The following is a 16,002-nucleotide window of genomic DNA, read 5'->3' as shown; positions in this document are numbered from 1 at the left end:
TTAACCATACAACACCGAAGGGGTTTTGTGGACTCAATGGAAGAACATTGAATGTGTGAATGAGAACGAAGCAGCTTTCCGAATTAAGAAATTTGCTTGGCGACCATAGCGTTGTGGACCCACCTGACTCCATGCCGAACTCAGAAGTGAAACACAACAGCGCCGATGGTAGTGTGGGGTCTCCCCATGTGAGAGTAGGACATCGCCAGGCTTTGAATATTGTCTAACCAGACACGCTGCGGAGCGGTAGTTCAGTTGGTTAGAATACCGGCCTGTCACGCCGGGGGTCGCGGGTTCGAGTCCCGTCCGCTCCGCCACTTATTAAGAGCCTCAGCAGTCATGTTGAGGTTTTCTTCAATGAGAAGCATAAATTATTTAGGGGTGTAGCTCCAACTGGCAGAGCAGCGGATTCCAAATCCGCGTGTTGGGAGTTCGAATCTCTCCACCCCTGCCATCTATCAAGCCTCTGCAGAAATGCTGAGGCTTTTTGCTATCTGTTCACTTCCTCTATGATAGCAATCCGAAAAATTAACTAATTCCGTTTACCTCATCCCTTCGGCACATTTTTGTGGCCAGCTCTCTGTACTCAAGCTGTATCTAAGAAAGCGATCCCGAGCGTGAAATAGCCTTAATTAGATCATATTGTTACTTCAATTGGCATTAAGAGCGGTTTAGCTTATCCATTTACTCAGTAAGTGACGGATGTAACTTTTTAAAAGCACTAGATTATCAGCATAACTTTCCTTGATTATTTTAGTAATTAGGTTCGATTTATTATGCTTAGCGGTTAAAATAACGACGGTTACTTTTAGGAATTCGCTATGGGACAGCTGTCTATTTTAGGTTTTATTGCATTAGGTGGCGCATTTGGCGCATGTGCACGTTATTTAGTTACCGAGCTATGTGTGTTCTTGTTAGGACGCGGGTTTCCTTATGGAACGCTCACCGTTAACGTTGTCGGTTCATTTATTATGGGATTATTGATCGCTGCTTTTGAGAGTGAATTACTTGCAACTGAGCCATGGCGCCAGATTATTGGTTTGGGTTTCTTGGGTGCATTAACCACATTTTCTACATTTTCTATGGATAATGTATTGCTGATGCAGCAAGGAGCCTTTCTGAAAATGGGTGTTAATGTCTTATTAAACGTGGTGCTAAGTATCTCAGCGGCTTGGATAGGTTTCCAGTTGTTGATGAGAAGTTAACGAAATTACAATTTCATCTTGGTTAATGGATAGTCTTTCCCTATAATCGTGACTCAACTTGTCGGAGTGCCATAAGGCTGAGACCGTATTTTCGGGATCCGTTGAACCTGATCAGGCTAATACCTGCGAAGGGAACAAGAGAATATAACCTGCTAGTGATCTATCTAGCGTTATATCCTTAAGATCAAAACTCTATTTTGATCAACTCTTGTGCATTAATCCGTCAAGCATTTATCCCTAGTACAAAAAGGAAGATGCTATGTCGAGTCGCAAACAAGCGAGACTGAAAGCCAAACAATTCATTGACACATTGTCTGTCGAACCCTACCCAAATTCCTCTAAAATCTATATTACTGGTTCACGTTCGGATATCCGCGTGCCAATGCGTGAGATTAAACTAGCTGACAGCTTGGTCGGGGGCACAAAGTCCTCACCGATTTATCAACCGAATGAATCTATATGCGTTTATGACACTTCAGGTGTCTATACCGACCCATCTCATACTATCGACTTATATCAAGGTTTGCCTAAATTAAGGGAAAAATGGATCGCTGAGCGGGATGATACCGAGTGGCTTGATGAGGTCAGTTCTGCTTACACTAAAGAACGTTTATCTGATGATACATTGGACGAACTACGTTATGGGAACTTGCCAGCCATACGCCGAGCAAAGAAAGGGAAGTGCGTTACTCAACTTCATTATGCGCGGCAAGGTGTTATCACACCCGAAATGGAATACATTGCCATTCGCGAAAATACGCGACGGGGAGAGTGTATGGATGCACAGCTGAGCCAGCAACATGCAGGGATTCATTTGGGGGCTAATCTACCAAAGCGAATAACTCCTGAGTTTGTGCGTCGTGAAGTTGCCGAAGGACGAGCCATTATCCCGTCGAATATTAACCATCCTGAATCAGAGCCGATGATCATTGGCCGTAATTTTCTCGTCAAAGTGAATGCGAATATCGGTAACTCATCTGTCTCTTCATCAATTGAAGAAGAGGTTGAAAAATTGGTATGGGCAACCCGCTGGGGTGGGGATACCGTGATGGATCTCTCTACTGGGCGCAATATTCACGAAACTCGAGAATGGATTTTGCGTAATAGCCCCGTACCGATTGGCACTGTGCCTATGTATCAAGCATTGGAAAAAGTAAATGGTATTGCGGAGGATTTATCATGGGAAGTAATGCGCGATACCTTACTTGAGCAAGCGGAGCAAGGTGTTGATTACTTTACAATTCATGCTGGTTTATTGCTTCGTTATGTGCCAATGACCGCGAAACGTGTTACTGGCATCGTTTCGCGTGGCGGCTCTATTATCGCTAAATGGTGTTTAGCCCATCATACTGAGAGTTTTCTTTACACTCATTTCCGTGAAATTTGTGAAATTTGCGCCAAGTATGACGTCGCTCTTTCCTTAGGGGATGGACTACGGCCAGGATCCATTGCCGATGCTAACGATGAAGCACAATTTGCAGAGCTGCGCACTTTAGGTAAGTTGACCAAAATAGCGTGGGAATATGATGTACAGGTCATTATTGAAGGCCCTGGCCATATCCCCATGCATTTGATTAAAGAGAATATGGATGAACAATTAAAGCATTGCCATGAAGCGCCATTCTATACCTTGGGCCCATTAACTACCGATATTGCTCCGGGATATGATCACATCACTTCCGGCATTGGCGCTGCGATGATTGGCTGGTATGGTTGCGCGATGCTTTGCTATGTAACACCGAAAGAGCACCTTGGTTTACCAAACAAAGAAGATGTTAAAACGGGTTTAATTACTTATAAATTGGCAGCACATGCTGCAGACCTTGCGAAAGGGCACCCGGGAGCACAAGTGCGCGATAATGCGTTATCGAAAGCACGTTTTGAGTTTCGTTGGGAAGACCAATTCAATCTTGCATTAGACCCAGTTACGGCGCGTGCTTTTCACGATGAAACTCTTCCGCAAGAGTCTGGTAAAGTTGCGCATTTTTGCTCTATGTGCGGGCCGAAATTCTGCTCGATGAAAATCTCTCAAGAGGTTCGAGAGTATGCGCTAGATACCAAGCAAGTTGCTGCTGATGCGCTCATTTCCGTTACGCTGCTAGATGACCCGTTACAAGGCATGAGACAGAAATCACAAGAGTTTAAAGCCTCAGGATCAGAGCTTTATCATCCTGCTGTTACTCAACGGTCAGTCGTTAGCGAGGAGTAATTAGATGATTCAATTACTTATCCCCCGTGATGACATTGCGTTGACCGCTCAAGTACAGCAGGTTTTGCTATTGGCCAAACATCATGGTTTTGGTATCGATGATATTTTTTTGGGTGCCAGCCCAACTTTATATTGTCAATTAGTAACGCCTTCATACTCATCTTTGATTGGCAGCGATTGCTTAGCCTCGTGCGAAGATGCACTAAGTGTTTTAACTGATAAGCCCAATTTATTCTTGCAATACCAAGTCAATTTTTGCGCTCAAATGCCATTTGAGCACTCCCAGAAACGAGAAACCTGTTTGGTCAAGATAGGGCTGACAGCTGCTGACTCACACGACTATGTCGATGAGTGGTATCACGGAGAAGAGCTGCGTCGTATAAGATATTTTACGAATGCTCATGCTGCTTATGCAAAGAGTGAGCACTTTGCTTGGGTTCTATCATTGTTGTGTCTCGACTTTCCACTAGAGGATGCTTTAGTGGTTGCTCGCGCGGCAATGAGTGTTTCACGTGAAACATGGCCAACGGATAGCCGATATTTTCCTCAGCTACAACATTCAGTAGCTGGCATCTTTGCTGACGATAAACAAAATCATATCTGTTTTCCAAAGATAGACAAAAATATTGGCCTTTACCCTGTTGTGGATAGCGCTGAGTGGGCCGAGCGGTTATTGAAGTTTGATGTAAAGACAATCCAACTGCGAATAAAAGATTCAACACATCCTGATCTCGAATCACAAATTATCGCCGCTATTGAGCTTGGACAAGCCTATCAAGCACAGGTTTTCATTAATGATCATTGGCAGCTTGCGATAAAGCATGGTGCTTTTGGCATTCATCTTGGACAAGAAGATCTCACCAATGCAGATTTAGCACAAATTGCTCAAGCTGGGATCTGTTTAGGCATTTCAACTCACGGCTATTATGAGATTCTGAACATCGCTTCACTAAATCCCAGCTATATCGCTTTGGGTCACATATTCCCAACCACCACCAAAATTATGCCCTCTAAGCCACAGGGGCTTGTTAGGTTGAAACTTTACCAGCAGCTAATTGAGAGTTTAAGTTGTGCCGCCAACTCAGATGAAGTTGTAAGTGCAAAAACACCCACAGTTGCAATTGGCGGAATTAACCTAGATAACGCATTGCAAGTTTGGCAGTGCGATGTATCAGGCTTGGCCGTTGTACGTGCAGTAACAGAAGCAAAATCACCTCAGTTGGTCATTGATAGTTTCAATCGAATCATACAAAACCGATTACCAAGTAGTGCTGAGGAGGTATGTGATTATGCTTTCTGATGCGCAATTTATCCGTTATCAAAGACAACTTGCGCTCCCTGAAATAGGTGAGAATGGACAGCAATCTTTACTTGATAGCCGAGTGCTGGTTATTGGTTGTGGTGGTTTAGGGTCTGCGGCCGTTTTGTATTTGGCGAGTGCTGGTATTGGACAACTGGTAATAGTGGATGATGACCGAGTTGAAAGCAGCAACTTACCTCGGCAGGTGATCTACCGAGAGAGGCAAATTGGTCAAACCAAAGTCGATGCGATGGCAGAACAAATTAAAGCCATCAACGTTAATTGCAGAGTAAGAGCGATATCTAAACGCCTTATTGGTACTCAGCTCGAACTGGAAGTGCTGAATGCTGATGTCGTTCTTGACTGCACGGATAACATCCACAGCCGTCAGCAAATTAACCAGTTGTGCCGTAAACTAATTAAGCCATTGATTTCAGGTTCGGCTATTGGATGGAAGGGGCAAGTCATTGCTTTTGATCAACTGCCGTTGTCACCTTGTTATCACTGTTTAGTGCCTGATAGCGAACTGCCTGCCGCGCAGCGTTGTAATGAATTCGGTATTCTGGGGCCTGTCGTCGGAATCATCGGAACCCTGCAAGCTTTGCAAGCCATCATGATATTGACTCGACAGACGATGCGTAATGCTAACCAACTGACACTGTTTGATGCTCATTTGTTTCAATTCCAAACCTTAAATGTCGTTAAAGATCCCCAGTGCGAGGTGTGTAGGTACCCACAGACTGATCAGATGAAGGGAGAAGCCACATGTCAGATATAACCATCAAGATTAATCAGCAGTTTCATCAAGTTTCAGCGGGAACCAGTATTGCGGATCTCACCAAACTGCTTTCTATCGCTATTACCGGTTGTGTGTTTGCCCTGAATCAGAGCGTGGTGCCACGTAGTGCGTGGTCAACGACCCTATTAAGTGAAGGCGACCAAATATCGCTGTTTCAAGCCATTGCAGGAGGCTAAATGTTAACGATAGCGAATAAACTGTTTGAATCTCGCCTGTTCACTGGTACGGGGAAATTTGCCAACCGAGAGTTAATGACAAAAGCTATTGCCACATCTGGCTCACAAATGGCGACAATGGCATTAAAGCGAGTCGATCTTAATCAACTAAATGATGATATTTTAGCGCCACTTATCGAGTCAGGCGTCCATCTTTTACCCAACACATCGGGTGCGAAAAATGCGAAGGATGCGATTTTTGCCGCCCATTTAGCGCGTGAAGCGTTATCGACATCGTGGCTGAAGCTAGAAATTCATCCCGATCCTAAGTATCTGATGCCTGACCCTATCGAAACGTTAAAAGCAGCGGAACAATTAGTGAAAGATGGATTTATCGTATTACCTTATTGTCATGCTGACCCTGTACTCTGTAAGCGTTTAGAGGAGGTGGGGTGCGCGGCCGTAATGCCATTAGGTGCGCCAATTGGATCGAATAAGGGACTGGTCTCACGAGATTTTTTAGAAATCATCATTAACCAAGCTCGTGTACCCGTGATTATTGATGCCGGTATTGGCGCGCCTTCGCATGCGGCTTTTGCGATGGAATTGGGCGCGGATGCTGTCTTAGTTAACACCGCAATTGCGGCCGCGCGCGATCCGATACAAATGGCGTTGGCATTTAAGTTGGCGGTGGAGTCGGGTCGAATGGCCTATGAGGCTGGGCTTGCAACTCAGGTTCATCATGCTATCGCATCCAGCCCTCTAACTGCATTTTTGGATCAATAGCGATGAGCTTTTTAGAACGTTTCAAACAACTCGATTGGGACGATATTGCGTTATCAATCCGTTCCAAAACAGCGTCAGATGTCGAGCGAGCATTGCATAAAGAGAAGCGCGATTTGGAGGATTTTAAGGCATTAATCTCTCCTGCTGCTGAGCCTTATATCGAGCAGTTAGCGCAACTTTCTTACGCACTGACGAGGCAACGCTTTGGCAATACTCTTTCTTTTTATATCCCGCTTTATCTTTCAAATTTGTGTGCCAATGCGTGCACTTATTGTGGATTTTCGATGGAGAATCGCATTAAGCGGCGTACATTAAGTTTGCATGAAGTTGAACGTGAATTGGCAGTTATCAAGCAGATGCAGTTTGATAATGTGTTGTTGGTAACCGGTGAGCATGAAACCAAAGTAGGCATGAACTATTTCCGGCAGATACTGCCGTTGATAAAGCGTGAAGTCAGCTATGTTGCTATGGAGGTTCAACCGCTTCAGCAAGCGCAGTATGCGGAGCTAAAGAGCTTAGGTTTAGATGCGGTAATGGTATATCAAGAGACTTATCATCCATCGACTTACGCTTTACATCATCTGCGAGGCAACAAAATGGATTTTAACTTTCGCCTTGAAACACCGGACCGACTTGCCCGGGCAGGGATTGATAAGATTGGTCTTGGCGCTTTGATTGGCTTGGAAGATTGGCGGGCCGATTGTTTTTACGTGGCCGCTCACCTGGATTATCTTGAAAAGAGATATTGGAAGACGCGCTATTCGATTTCGTTTCCTCGCTTGCGACCTTGTGAAGGTGGTCTGCAACCTAAATCGGTTATGTCTGACAAGCAACTGGTTCAGCTCATCTGTGCATTTCGCTTGCTAAATTCAGAAGTGGAACTCTCGCTTTCTACCCGCGAATCGGCGCACTTTAGGGATAAGCTCATCCCACTTGGGATCACCAGCATATCGGCGGGATCAAAAACACAGCCTGGAGGTTATGCAATGCAAGAGACCGAACTTGAGCAATTTGTGATTAGCGATGAACGTACAGCCGCACAAGTTGCCGCCGCTGTTAAAGGGCAAGGTTTTGAAGTCGTGTGGCGAGATTGGCATGCTGCCTATTCTGGATGAGATTATGGCTTGCACGTTTCACGTGAAACATATGGATGCATTAAAGTATGATGATTTAGCTAATTAAGGTGAGTTCGAGTTAAGAGAATCATAAGTTAAAGTAAAGGCGACTCGAGGTCGCCTTTCATCTTTCTAGGTTAAGTTACTACAGATAAACTACCTACAGCGCATTTGTTTTATCATGCTGTTGTTTAATCATGCTCAATAGGCAGCGTCGCTTGGCGCAACCACGCTTTGTTATCACCCTCAACGAGTGGACCAACTTGATCCCATACTTTTTGATGGTAGTCATTTAGCCATGTGAGCTCTGGTCGAGTTAACATATTGATGTTGATCGCGCGCTTATCAATCGGGCAACGCGTGAGTGACTCAAACCCCAACACAGAGAAATCACCTTGTGTTTCAACTTCGACCACCAGTTCTAAGTTTTCTATACGAATGCCAAACGCATCGGCACGGTAATAACCGGGTTCGTTCGACAGTACCATACCCGGAAGCAGTGCGACGTTGTTGAAAACTTTGCTGATGCGTTGTGGCCCTTCATGGACACTCAAAAAGTGGCCGACTCCATGACCAGTGCCATGATCATAATCGAAGCCATTAGCCCATAGGTGCTGACGGGCAAGCACATCAAGCTGATGACCACAAGTGCCTTTTGGAAAGCGTGCTCTGGCTAGTGCAATATGACCTTTAAGCACTAAAGTGAACTGTTTTTTCATCTCTTCACTGGGGTTACCAATAGCAATGGTACGCGTAATGTCAGTCGTACCGTCACAATATTGGCCGCCAGAATCGACAAGATAAAGTGAGTCTTGAGCTAATTGTCCTGGTTTTACTTGGTTGATGTGGTTGTAATGGCACATAGCTGCATTACTGCCTGCTGCTGAAATAGTATCAAAACTAAGATCGGCTAGAGTTGGATCTTCCTCTCTAAATGCTTGTAAGCGGTCAGATAAATAGCCTTCGTCGTGCAGTCTTTGGCTAGCCACTTCATTATCCAACCAAGCAAGAAATTTCGTCATCGCCACACCATCACGCACGTGGCACGCTTTCATTCCAGAGACTTCGGTTGTATTTTTTGCTGCTTTTAGCAGTAAGCACGGATCGGCGTCATTAATGATTTCAGCAGCGGAATTTTGTAAAGTCAGCGTAAACCATGCATTACTGGTAGCAGGATCGATCATCACCTTTTTACCTGCGAGTAAGTTAAGCTGCTTTTCTAATTGATCTGGATGGTGAACGCGAACGCCGCCACCGACATGCTTGTCAAATTCCGCAGGAAGACGAGCAGGGTCAAGGAAGAAATCGACGCTGGAGTCAGCATAAATAATGGCATGGGAAAGTAATACTGGTAATCGGGAAACATCAAGGCCACGGATATTTAGCAGCCAGCAGATGGAATCAAGTTCTGTCAGTACCGCCGCATCAATCTTTTTCTTACTCAGCTGATGAGCTATTTGCTCACGCTTATCATGGCTACTGATACCGACGAGTTCATTACCCATCAAGCGCACTGCTGAAATTGCAGCGCTAGGACGGTCCTTCCATAACTCATCGATTGGGTTACTGCCGACGGCAATAAGCTGTAACTCATCAGACAATTTTGCCTGTGCCGCTTTAAGCCAGCTTGCTCGATGCATGCGCGGATCAAATCCCACTTTACTACCTGAGACCAATGCGCTTTGGAGCCAATCGAGAACGGGCTCTTCAATCAAGTGACGGTACTCAAAGGTTGCCTCTGGCACTTGTTTACGAACTTGCACGGTATAGCGGCCATCCACAAAAATAGCCGCGTTATCGTGGGTGACCACAGCCGCGCCTGCCGAGCCAGTAAAACCAGTTAACCAATGCAGGCGTTCGTTGTGTTGCGGTACATATTCCCCGAGATATTCATCTCCGTGTGGAATGATGATGGCATCAAGCCCTTGTTGTGTGAGCCAGCCACGTAAGGCTGATACGCGTTGTGCGATTGAATCATGCATCTGTGTTATATCCTTTCTCATAACCGTCCGTTGTAGGGAACTGTGCAAATCCATAGCGAACCCTGACTTTATTATTGTGTCTATGGGGTTGTGGCGATGGGGACGAGCTTCAATAAGCTACTCTTTTTATCGAACTGGCGCAAACCGCAGCTTCACCTGAGATGCAGTGTTTTGGTTTGGATCATCTGCCTTAACCAGCTCAATGCGGGGTCACTTTCTCTGTCTCTGTGCCAAAATAACGTATAAGCCATAGGTGGAAACTCCATCGGTAATGGCAACACGACGAGATCCATCTGCTTGGCTACTAGGTGGGTGAAGTGGCTCGGCGCGGTAAAGATAAAATCAGTATAAGTACAAAGGCTGGCGGCACTATTGAAATCCGGTACTGTAATTGCGATGTCCCTTTCTCGGCCGATATCCGCCAAGCGATAGTCGAGTAGCCAGCGATCATTACCATCGCAGCGCACTTGTACGTGACGTAGCGATAAATAGCGCTCTAACGTCCAATTGTCTCGTAATGCTGGGTGGTCTTTACGTACCACGCACATTTGGCTATCTCGATAGATCTCTTGCTCACAGATATCACTGGGTGGCAGCATTGTTAATTTGGCATCATTGATATCAATGTCCTTGCCGGTAATGCCTAAATCCAACTCACCAAGCTGCAATTTCTTAAAGGTTTGATCGTTCCATGAGTGAGTGTTGATGTTGAGATTTGGACCTTGGCTGAAAATAGCGGGCAAAAAATGGGGGAGAATCAATGGGTAGACGCTTTCTACTGCCGCAATATGAAAACGGTATTCACTGCTTTGTGGTGAAAATTGTTGTGGTTGAGTGAGTAGCTCGAGCTGATTGATGAGAGTGTCGAGTTTGGGTTTGAGATAGAGCGCTTGCGGCGTTGCCTTTAAGCCATGTGAATTACGAATAAACAACGGGTCATTAAACTGCTGACGAAGCTTGGCAAGCGATTTACTGACGGCAGATTGACTCAAACAGAGGCGATGGGCGGCGCGCGTTACGTTCAGTTCTTCTAGCAGTACGGACAGACAAACAAGCAAATTAAGATCGATTCTGGCTAATTTTTCTATATTCATCTGTATTTCCATTTGGGAATAATTGTGATGAGTATAAGCCATTTCTATTCATATCATCATTGCTCTATTATAGCCGAGTTGTAAAAGTGTGTTCTTTCTCATTACTGGAGTGTTTCGTGAAGCAAATAACCTCTGACGCGCATAGCAAGCGTCAATTGGCATTACTGATTTTGTTGGTTCTGTTTAGCCCGTTAGCGATTGATATTTATCTACCAGCTTTACCGCAAATTTCTCAAACGTTTCACGTGGAACACGCTTATGCACAAGATACGATTACTTGGTTTCTGTTTGCTATGGGAGTCGGTCAACTCTTTGCTGGCCCGCTAGCGGACAAACTCGGTCGTCGAACTGTTGCATTAGGAGGGATCAGTATTTATGCATTGAGTGCTTGCTTGGCGTGGGCCGCTCAAAGTATTGAATGGATGCTGATGGCTCGGCTACTACAAGGCTTCGGTGCGTGCGCGACATCGGTAGCGGCTTTTGCAACAGTTCGCGATATTTTTGGCCCACAACGTAGCGGCAAAATGATCAGCTACTTAAATGGTGCAATCTGTTTTATTCCTGCATTAGCGCCAATCCTTGGTAGTTGGTTAACTCAGCAATTTGGCTGGCGCAGTAACTTCAGCTTTATGGCCGGTTTTGCCGTGGTCGCGGGTTTAATGATGGTGATTGGTATGAAAGAAACCAACCCACAAGCCACCGAACAGCAAGCGTTCTTTAAGTTATCGCGTTACTGGTCCGTATTGAAAACACCATCTTTTCTCTTCCATGCTTCATTGTGTATGTTAGCGATGGCGGTTATTTTAGCCTATGTCACTTCTGCCCCAGTGGTATTGATGGAAGGTTATGGATTAACCATGAACGAATTTACTTTCTGGTTTGGACTCAATGCCATCATTAATATCGTTGCCTGCCTAAGTGCGCCGAAATTTATGGATAGGTTTGGTACCCATATGGCGCTGGTGGTTGGAATTGGCACGCTATTGGTTGCGGGGACTACCATGGTCGCGCTGGCACAACAGAAAACGGCGATTGCCTTTATGCTGCCCATTTTTATGTCATCAATCGGTTTTGCTTGGATTCTGGGAGCGGCCGCAGGAAAAGCACTGGCGCCATTTGGTGACCGTGCGGGAACCGCCGCAGCACTGCTTGGTTTGTTTCAGATGAGTGGTGCTGGCCTGTTAGTTGGTACCATGCAGCGTGTTGGGTTAGAACCTCAGATATTAATTGCACTGCAAATGTGGCTGATTGCGCCAGCGTTGTTTATCCTGTTTTCTAAAGCAGGGCGTTATTGGCATCAATTAGTGGTGAATTAATAAATTGTCACCTGCTGTTTTATATTCTTTTTAACGGGTGTATATTTAGCCACTTAATTATTTCAATTGCACTTTGGAAACGAAACAACAATGTCAATGACAACCTATGAAATGGCTCGAATTTGGGAACAACTCGACGAGTCTCCAGAAAAGGTCATGTTCGGAAAATTGCTGAATGAATTAGGCAACCAAAGTAGTGAGCGTATTCGCAGTGCCGCCAAACAAGTACCATTACCAGTTCTGCGTGATTTAGTCTTTCAGTTTCAACAAGTGATTGAAGCGCGTAAAGGCGAGCAAGTCGAAATCATGGCGAAGGAATTGGCAAAGCAGGGTATTTCGGCTGAAGAGCTTTTAACTTATCTGAACAAATAATTTATTATCAGTACCGATGCCATAGCCCGGAATTTAGTTTCGGGCTTTTTATTGCGTGGTGTTTGCGGCTTCGGTGATTAAGGATTCACATTTCGGTTAATCGGGTTCTGCAAGGAAATAAGCGTCTCTGTGGATTGCACTTCATCAATAGCCTGTAATTTGTCGATCAGCACAAATTGTAATTCTTCAATCGAGCGGCACATTAACTTCACAAAAATATTATAGGCTCCTGTGGTGTAATAGGCTTCCACCACTTCATCCAGCGCATTGAGTTTGGCGAGCGCCGAATGGTAGTCTCGCGCGGCATTGAGATTGATACCGATAAAACAACACACGTCATAACCCAATTTTTTGGTATTGACGATCACTTCCGTACCCTGAATGATATCGGCCGATTTCATCTTTTCAATGCGAACATGGATAGTGGCAGGACTAACGTTGAACTGCTTGGCCATTTCTGCGTAGGGCGTGCGTGCATCGTCCATTAAAATTTTTAAAATGGCGCGGTCGAGTTCGTCCAGTTTAGCGGTAGTGGCTTGCATCACAGCATCCTTATCATTGAAATGGTTCGCTCAGTTTATCACTGGTCGTTGTTTCTCGTAAGCCGCCGTTTAAGAAAAGCGATAAGCTTTAGTCACGTCAGTGAAAATTGGGTAAACTCAAGCCTCCTCATTATTTCCTTTGTTTCGGAGTTAACTTGCAGCTACAACTGATTTGCGAAGTTCCTGCTCAGCAAGCACATTTGGATACATTAGCCGCGCGTTGGGGATTAAAACCATGCGCTGAGAGCCAATTTTCCTTGGTATTAACTCAGTATCATCTTGAGTTGCGTAAACTGGATGAGCCTAAACTCGGCGCTATTTATGTCGATTTAGTCACGGGGGCGGTTGCTCACCGACGTAAATTTGGTGGCGGTAAAGGTCAGTCGATAGCCAAAGCTGCTGGACTAAACAAAGGAGCGACACCGACCGTGTTAGATGCAACGGCCGGGTTAGGTCGTGATGCTTTTGTGTTGGCCTCGCTCGGCTGTAAAGTGCAAATGGTCGAGCGGCATCCCGTTGTGGCCGCGCTGCTCGATGATGGTTTAGAGCGTGCCAAGCAAGATGCAGAGATTGGTGGCTGGGTAAGCGAGCGAATGTCGTTACTTCACGCTTCGAGTCATGATGCGCTCGAAAAACTGGCGCAAGATGAAAATTTTGTAAAGCCAGATGTGGTGTATCTTGACCCCATGTACCCGCACCCGGAAAGTAAAAAACAAACGGCTTTGGTAAAAAAGGAGATGCGCGTCTTTCAATCGCTGGTGGGCGCTGACTTGGATGCTGATGCATTATTAAACCCAGCCTTGAGTTTGGCGACCAAACGCGTGGTGGTGAAGCGTCCTGACTATGCCGATTGGTTAGACAAACAGAAGCCGAGTATGGCGATTGAAACCAAGAAAAATCGTTTTGATGTGTATGTGAAAGCGGCGATGATCTAACGCATTCAATACGTTAGCTTTGGCGAGAAAATCTCGTTGCCCATAGATGTAATTTAGTGCTTGCTTAATCGTGTTTGGAATTGTATATCTAACTAATAATTATTCCTATTCGTGATCGAGGCGTACATGAATAAGCGTTTATGCAAATTGAACCGACACGATATTACTAGCCAGCTTGGGGATATCCATCAGATTGTGGCTGCGCCAAAATTTCTTTGTCGCTCATGTGCTCGTTCATCATCGGATAAAAACACGTTGTGTAAGCCTGCTGCTATTCCGAGTGCATCGACAAAGCTTGTTTCGGAAGGGAAAAAACAACTGCGCTCTGGTACGTCAAATGGCATGACGGACAAAGGTAAAAAGGCCGCCAAGAGATCGGAAAAACAGAACAAGAAAGCGTTAAAAAAACAAAAAAAAGTACTGAAGAAGTTAGAAAAAGTGCTGAAACAGCAGCAAAAACTGTTAAAGAAACACCCTGCATTACAAGTAAAGTTTGCCGATGTGAATCAACGAATTTCTTCGGTTAGTGAACGTTCACTACAACGGCAGATTCACTAAAAACAGATAGTTTACTAAAAATAGATGGTTTACTGAAAACAGATGGTGAGTTAAACCGAGCCACGATAGCCCCTTTTTCAACAACAAAGCCCGCGATGATTGCGGGCTTTGTTGTTTTTAACGCTCAACCTGATTCAGTGAGTACGGCTGGCAGCGACTTTGCGCTTTACCCAAGTTTCATTGACCCACAGTGAGAGCAAAATGATCACGCCGCCAATTGCAAGGCGCATTAAATCTACGTCGCGATTCCAAATCAGAATGTTCACCACTAATCCTGCGGGAACCAGCGCATTATTCATAATCGCTAATGCGCCTGCGTTGACTAAACAGGCTCCTTTGTTCCACACGAAGTAACCAAGCCCAGAAGCAATTACCCCTAAGTAGATCAAAATACCCCATTGCAAAGAGGTAGTGGGCAGTTTTTCACTATTGCCAAACAGTAAAAATGCCACGCTTGCTACCACCAATGCACCTAAGTAGAAATAACCGAATACGCTGTGTTGCGCTAAAGTAATGGTCTCTTTTTCCATGACGTATTTATAAGCGACTTGGCCGATAGCAAAACAGAGGTTAGCCCCTTGCACTACCAAAAAGCCCAGCAAAAAGTGCTCGTTTATTGCCGCAAATTTAATAAAAACGGCACCGATTACGGCAATGGCCGCCGTCACTAAGTACCACGGAGAAAAGCGGCCTTTCAGTAGATCGTAGATCAGCGTGACGTAGATTGGTGTAAACACCGTAAACAGCAAAACTTCAGGAACCGATAGTAGTAAAAATGATTGATAGTAGAAACAGTACATCAGGCCCAGTTGAATTCCACCAATGGTCATCAACTTAGCGATCAACGGAGCGGGAACGGTTTTAAACCTGATCAAAGGTAGAAATACTAAGCTCGCTAATGCAACGCGCATCCAAACCGCGAACCAAGAATCAACTTGACCGGCGAGATAAACGCCGATCAAGCTAAATGAAAATGCCCAAAGTAGGGTGACTGCAGAGAGATAGGCCATAACAAACAACGCTGAACAGTAAATAACCCGCAGTCTAACTGAGTTTTGGCTTGTCGTCAGTCGTGAAGTGGTATTACAAGCATGTCGACTGGCGAACAGTTAATCAGTTGCCGAGTGGATGAGAGTAACTTGCTCCAAAAATCTTGATGATGACCGCAGACCACCAAATCAATACTGAATTCAGCGATGGTTTCGCATAGCTCATTACTGAGGTCGCCGCTGCCTACTAGTGTATGGCGGATAGGGTATTGCGCGTGTTCCGCTAAGGCTTGCAGCTGCTTTTGTGACGCTTCCATCGCGTGATGTTGAGTTTCTGCTAAATTGATATCAATGAGTCCGGTATACAGCTCGGCATAGTTGACATCAATGTGAATGAAAGAAACGTCAGCATCGAGTGGTTTTGCCAGTGCAACAGCTTTGTCGACTAAGAGTTTACTGTCTTCTGAAAGATCAATGGCAACCAAAATATGTTGATAACTCATTGTATTATCTCCTGATGGGGTACTGATTAAAGATTAGCACTGAGGCCGAGAGTTTTTTGTCGCCGTGATCTCATATCCGCATACCTGACTCAAAGTGTTATGGTGAGGTTCATGGTATAGTCAATTCAAATCGTTACATAAA

General features: G+C 45.1%; 16 protein-coding genes, 2 tRNA genes, 1 rRNA gene and 1 riboswitch. Of the genes, 14 read left to right on the top strand and 5 right to left on the bottom strand.

Features of this window, described 5'->3' with window-relative positions:
- Positions 1–95 precede the first annotated feature (95 nt).
- The 10 genes from rrf to thiH all read left to right on the top strand — a co-directional run bounded on the left by rrf (position 96) and on the right by thiH (position 7,569).
- Positions 96–211: ribosomal RNA gene (rrf, locus tag AACV20_RS11330) — 5S ribosomal RNA — on the top strand.
- 29 nt (positions 212–240) lie between these two features.
- Positions 241–317, top strand: a tRNA-Asp gene (locus AACV20_RS11325).
- A gap of 60 nt (positions 318–377) precedes the next feature.
- Positions 378–454 (top strand) — tRNA-Trp (locus AACV20_RS11320).
- A 367-nt stretch (positions 455–821) separates the two neighbouring features.
- On the top strand, positions 822–1,205 hold the full coding sequence (crcB, locus tag AACV20_RS11315; protein WP_013855606.1) for a fluoride efflux transporter CrcB: 384 nt from the start codon (positions 822–824) through the stop codon (positions 1,203–1,205).
- Positions 1,206–1,257: 52 nt separating this feature from the next.
- Positions 1,258–1,356, top strand: a riboswitch (TPP riboswitch).
- Positions 1,357–1,464: 108 nt separating this feature from the next.
- Positions 1,465–3,414: a phosphomethylpyrimidine synthase ThiC gene (gene thiC, locus AACV20_RS11310; RefSeq protein ID WP_170907307.1), complete on the top strand. Its 1,950-nt coding sequence runs from the start codon at positions 1,465–1,467 to the stop codon at positions 3,412–3,414.
- Between the two features lie 4 nt (positions 3,415–3,418).
- On the top strand, positions 3,419–4,714 hold the full coding sequence (gene thiE, locus AACV20_RS11305) for a thiamine phosphate synthase (RefSeq protein WP_170907306.1): 1,296 nt from the start codon (positions 3,419–3,421) through the stop codon (positions 4,712–4,714).
- Positions 4,704–5,492 carry a HesA/MoeB/ThiF family protein gene (locus AACV20_RS11300; RefSeq protein WP_170907305.1) on the top strand — a complete coding sequence of 263 codons (789 nt, stop codon included), beginning with the start codon at positions 4,704–4,706 and terminating at the stop codon, positions 5,490–5,492. Before thiE ends, AACV20_RS11300 begins: the two co-directional genes overlap by 11 nt.
- Entirely contained in the window at positions 5,480–5,689 is a 210-nt protein-coding gene (gene thiS / locus AACV20_RS11295) for a sulfur carrier protein ThiS (protein ID WP_017048427.1), read from the top strand. Before AACV20_RS11300 ends, thiS begins: the two co-directional genes overlap by 13 nt.
- A complete protein-coding gene (locus tag AACV20_RS11290; RefSeq protein ID WP_170907304.1) occupies positions 5,690–6,454 on the top strand; it encodes a thiazole synthase in 765 nt (254 codons plus the stop codon). It abuts the gene before it with no gap.
- Positions 6,455–6,456: 2 nt separating this feature from the next.
- Positions 6,457–7,569 (top strand): 2-iminoacetate synthase ThiH, encoded by a 1,113-nt coding sequence (gene thiH / locus AACV20_RS11285; protein ID WP_088721462.1) that lies wholly within the window; start codon positions 6,457–6,459, stop codon positions 7,567–7,569.
- 191 nt (positions 7,570–7,760) lie between these two features.
- Here the strand turns inward: thiH and AACV20_RS11280 are convergent, their stop codons facing one another.
- Positions 7,761–9,551 carry an aminopeptidase P family protein gene (locus tag AACV20_RS11280; RefSeq protein ID WP_170907303.1) on the bottom strand — a complete coding sequence of 597 codons (1,791 nt, stop codon included), beginning with the start codon at positions 9,549–9,551 and terminating at the stop codon, positions 7,761–7,763.
- Between the two features lie 152 nt (positions 9,552–9,703).
- Positions 9,704–10,645 (bottom strand): LysR family transcriptional regulator, encoded by a 942-nt coding sequence (locus tag AACV20_RS11275; protein WP_026027502.1) that lies wholly within the window; start codon positions 10,643–10,645, stop codon positions 9,704–9,706.
- A 116-nt stretch (positions 10,646–10,761) separates the two neighbouring features.
- On the opposite strand from AACV20_RS11275, the gene AACV20_RS11270 reads away from it, so the two are divergent.
- Positions 10,762–11,961, top strand: coding sequence for a multidrug effflux MFS transporter (locus AACV20_RS11270; RefSeq protein ID WP_010319414.1), 1,200 nt, complete (start codon positions 10,762–10,764; stop codon positions 11,959–11,961).
- Positions 11,962–12,051: 90 nt separating this feature from the next.
- Positions 12,052–12,333, top strand: a complete 282-nt coding sequence (gene tsrA, locus AACV20_RS11265) for an H-NS-like global regulator TsrA (RefSeq protein WP_017044523.1) — start codon at positions 12,052–12,054, stop codon at positions 12,331–12,333.
- 77 nt (positions 12,334–12,410) lie between these two features.
- Here tsrA and asnC read toward each other — a convergent pair whose 3' ends face one another.
- Positions 12,411–12,875 carry a transcriptional regulator AsnC gene (gene asnC / locus AACV20_RS11260; RefSeq protein ID WP_010319577.1) on the bottom strand — a complete coding sequence of 155 codons (465 nt, stop codon included), beginning with the start codon at positions 12,873–12,875 and terminating at the stop codon, positions 12,411–12,413.
- 155 nt (positions 12,876–13,030) lie between these two features.
- On the opposite strand from asnC, the gene AACV20_RS11255 reads away from it, so the two are divergent.
- Together AACV20_RS11255 and AACV20_RS11250 are read left to right on the top strand one after the other, a co-directional pair.
- Positions 13,031–13,810, top strand: a complete 780-nt coding sequence (locus tag AACV20_RS11255) for a class I SAM-dependent methyltransferase (protein ID WP_170907302.1) — start codon at positions 13,031–13,033, stop codon at positions 13,808–13,810.
- 111 nt (positions 13,811–13,921) lie between these two features.
- Positions 13,922–14,368: a hypothetical protein gene (locus AACV20_RS11250; protein ID WP_013855620.1), complete on the top strand. Its 447-nt coding sequence runs from the start codon at positions 13,922–13,924 to the stop codon at positions 14,366–14,368.
- Positions 14,369–14,502: 134 nt separating this feature from the next.
- On the opposite strand, the gene AACV20_RS11245 is transcribed toward AACV20_RS11250, so the two are convergent.
- Positions 14,503–15,378 (bottom strand): carboxylate/amino acid/amine transporter, encoded by an 876-nt coding sequence (locus AACV20_RS11245; protein ID WP_026028509.1) that lies wholly within the window; start codon positions 15,376–15,378, stop codon positions 14,503–14,505.
- A 56-nt stretch (positions 15,379–15,434) separates the two neighbouring features.
- Complete coding sequence (locus tag AACV20_RS11240; protein WP_170907301.1) at positions 15,435–15,860, bottom strand: universal stress protein; 426 nt, start codon at positions 15,858–15,860, stop codon at positions 15,435–15,437.
- Positions 15,861–16,002: the final 142 nt, after the last annotated feature.

This window comes from Vibrio sp. B4-6, assembly GCF_963888245.1.
Lineage (GTDB): Bacteria > Pseudomonadota > Gammaproteobacteria > Enterobacterales > Vibrionaceae > Vibrio > Vibrio anguillarum.
Note: the sequence above shows the minus strand (reverse complement) of the source record. Positions and strands in the feature narration are given on the sequence as shown.

Bases quoted from the DNA above. Each gene is read 5' to 3' on its own strand.
- thiE (WP_170907306.1), top strand. From the start codon at position 3,419: ATGATTCAATTACTTATCCCCCGTGATGACATTGCGTTGACCGCTCAA.
- AACV20_RS11300 (WP_170907305.1), top strand. From the start codon at position 4,704: ATGCTTTCTGATGCGCAATTTATCCGTTATCAAAGACAACTTGCGCTC.
- thiC (WP_170907307.1), top strand. From the start codon at position 1,465: ATGTCGAGTCGCAAACAAGCGAGACTGAAAGCCAAACAATTCATTGAC.
- AACV20_RS11280 (WP_170907303.1), bottom strand. From the start codon at position 9,551: ATGCATGATTCAATCGCACAACGCGTATCAGCCTTACGTGGCTGGCTC.
- AACV20_RS11290 (WP_170907304.1), top strand. From the start codon at position 5,690: ATGTTAACGATAGCGAATAAACTGTTTGAATCTCGCCTGTTCACTGGT.
- tsrA (WP_017044523.1), top strand. From the start codon at position 12,052: ATGTCAATGACAACCTATGAAATGGCTCGAATTTGGGAACAACTCGAC.
- thiS (WP_017048427.1), top strand. From the start codon at position 5,480: ATGTCAGATATAACCATCAAGATTAATCAGCAGTTTCATCAAGTTTCA.
- thiH (WP_088721462.1), top strand. From the start codon at position 6,457: ATGAGCTTTTTAGAACGTTTCAAACAACTCGATTGGGACGATATTGCG.
- asnC (WP_010319577.1), bottom strand. From the start codon at position 12,875: ATGCAAGCCACTACCGCTAAACTGGACGAACTCGACCGCGCCATTTTA.
- AACV20_RS11240 (WP_170907301.1), bottom strand. From the start codon at position 15,860: ATGAGTTATCAACATATTTTGGTTGCCATTGATCTTTCAGAAGACAGT.
- crcB (WP_013855606.1), top strand. From the start codon at position 822: ATGGGACAGCTGTCTATTTTAGGTTTTATTGCATTAGGTGGCGCATTT.
- AACV20_RS11275 (WP_026027502.1), bottom strand. From the start codon at position 10,645: ATGAATATAGAAAAATTAGCCAGAATCGATCTTAATTTGCTTGTTTGT.
- AACV20_RS11245 (WP_026028509.1), bottom strand. From the start codon at position 15,378: ATGGCCTATCTCTCTGCAGTCACCCTACTTTGGGCATTTTCATTTAGC.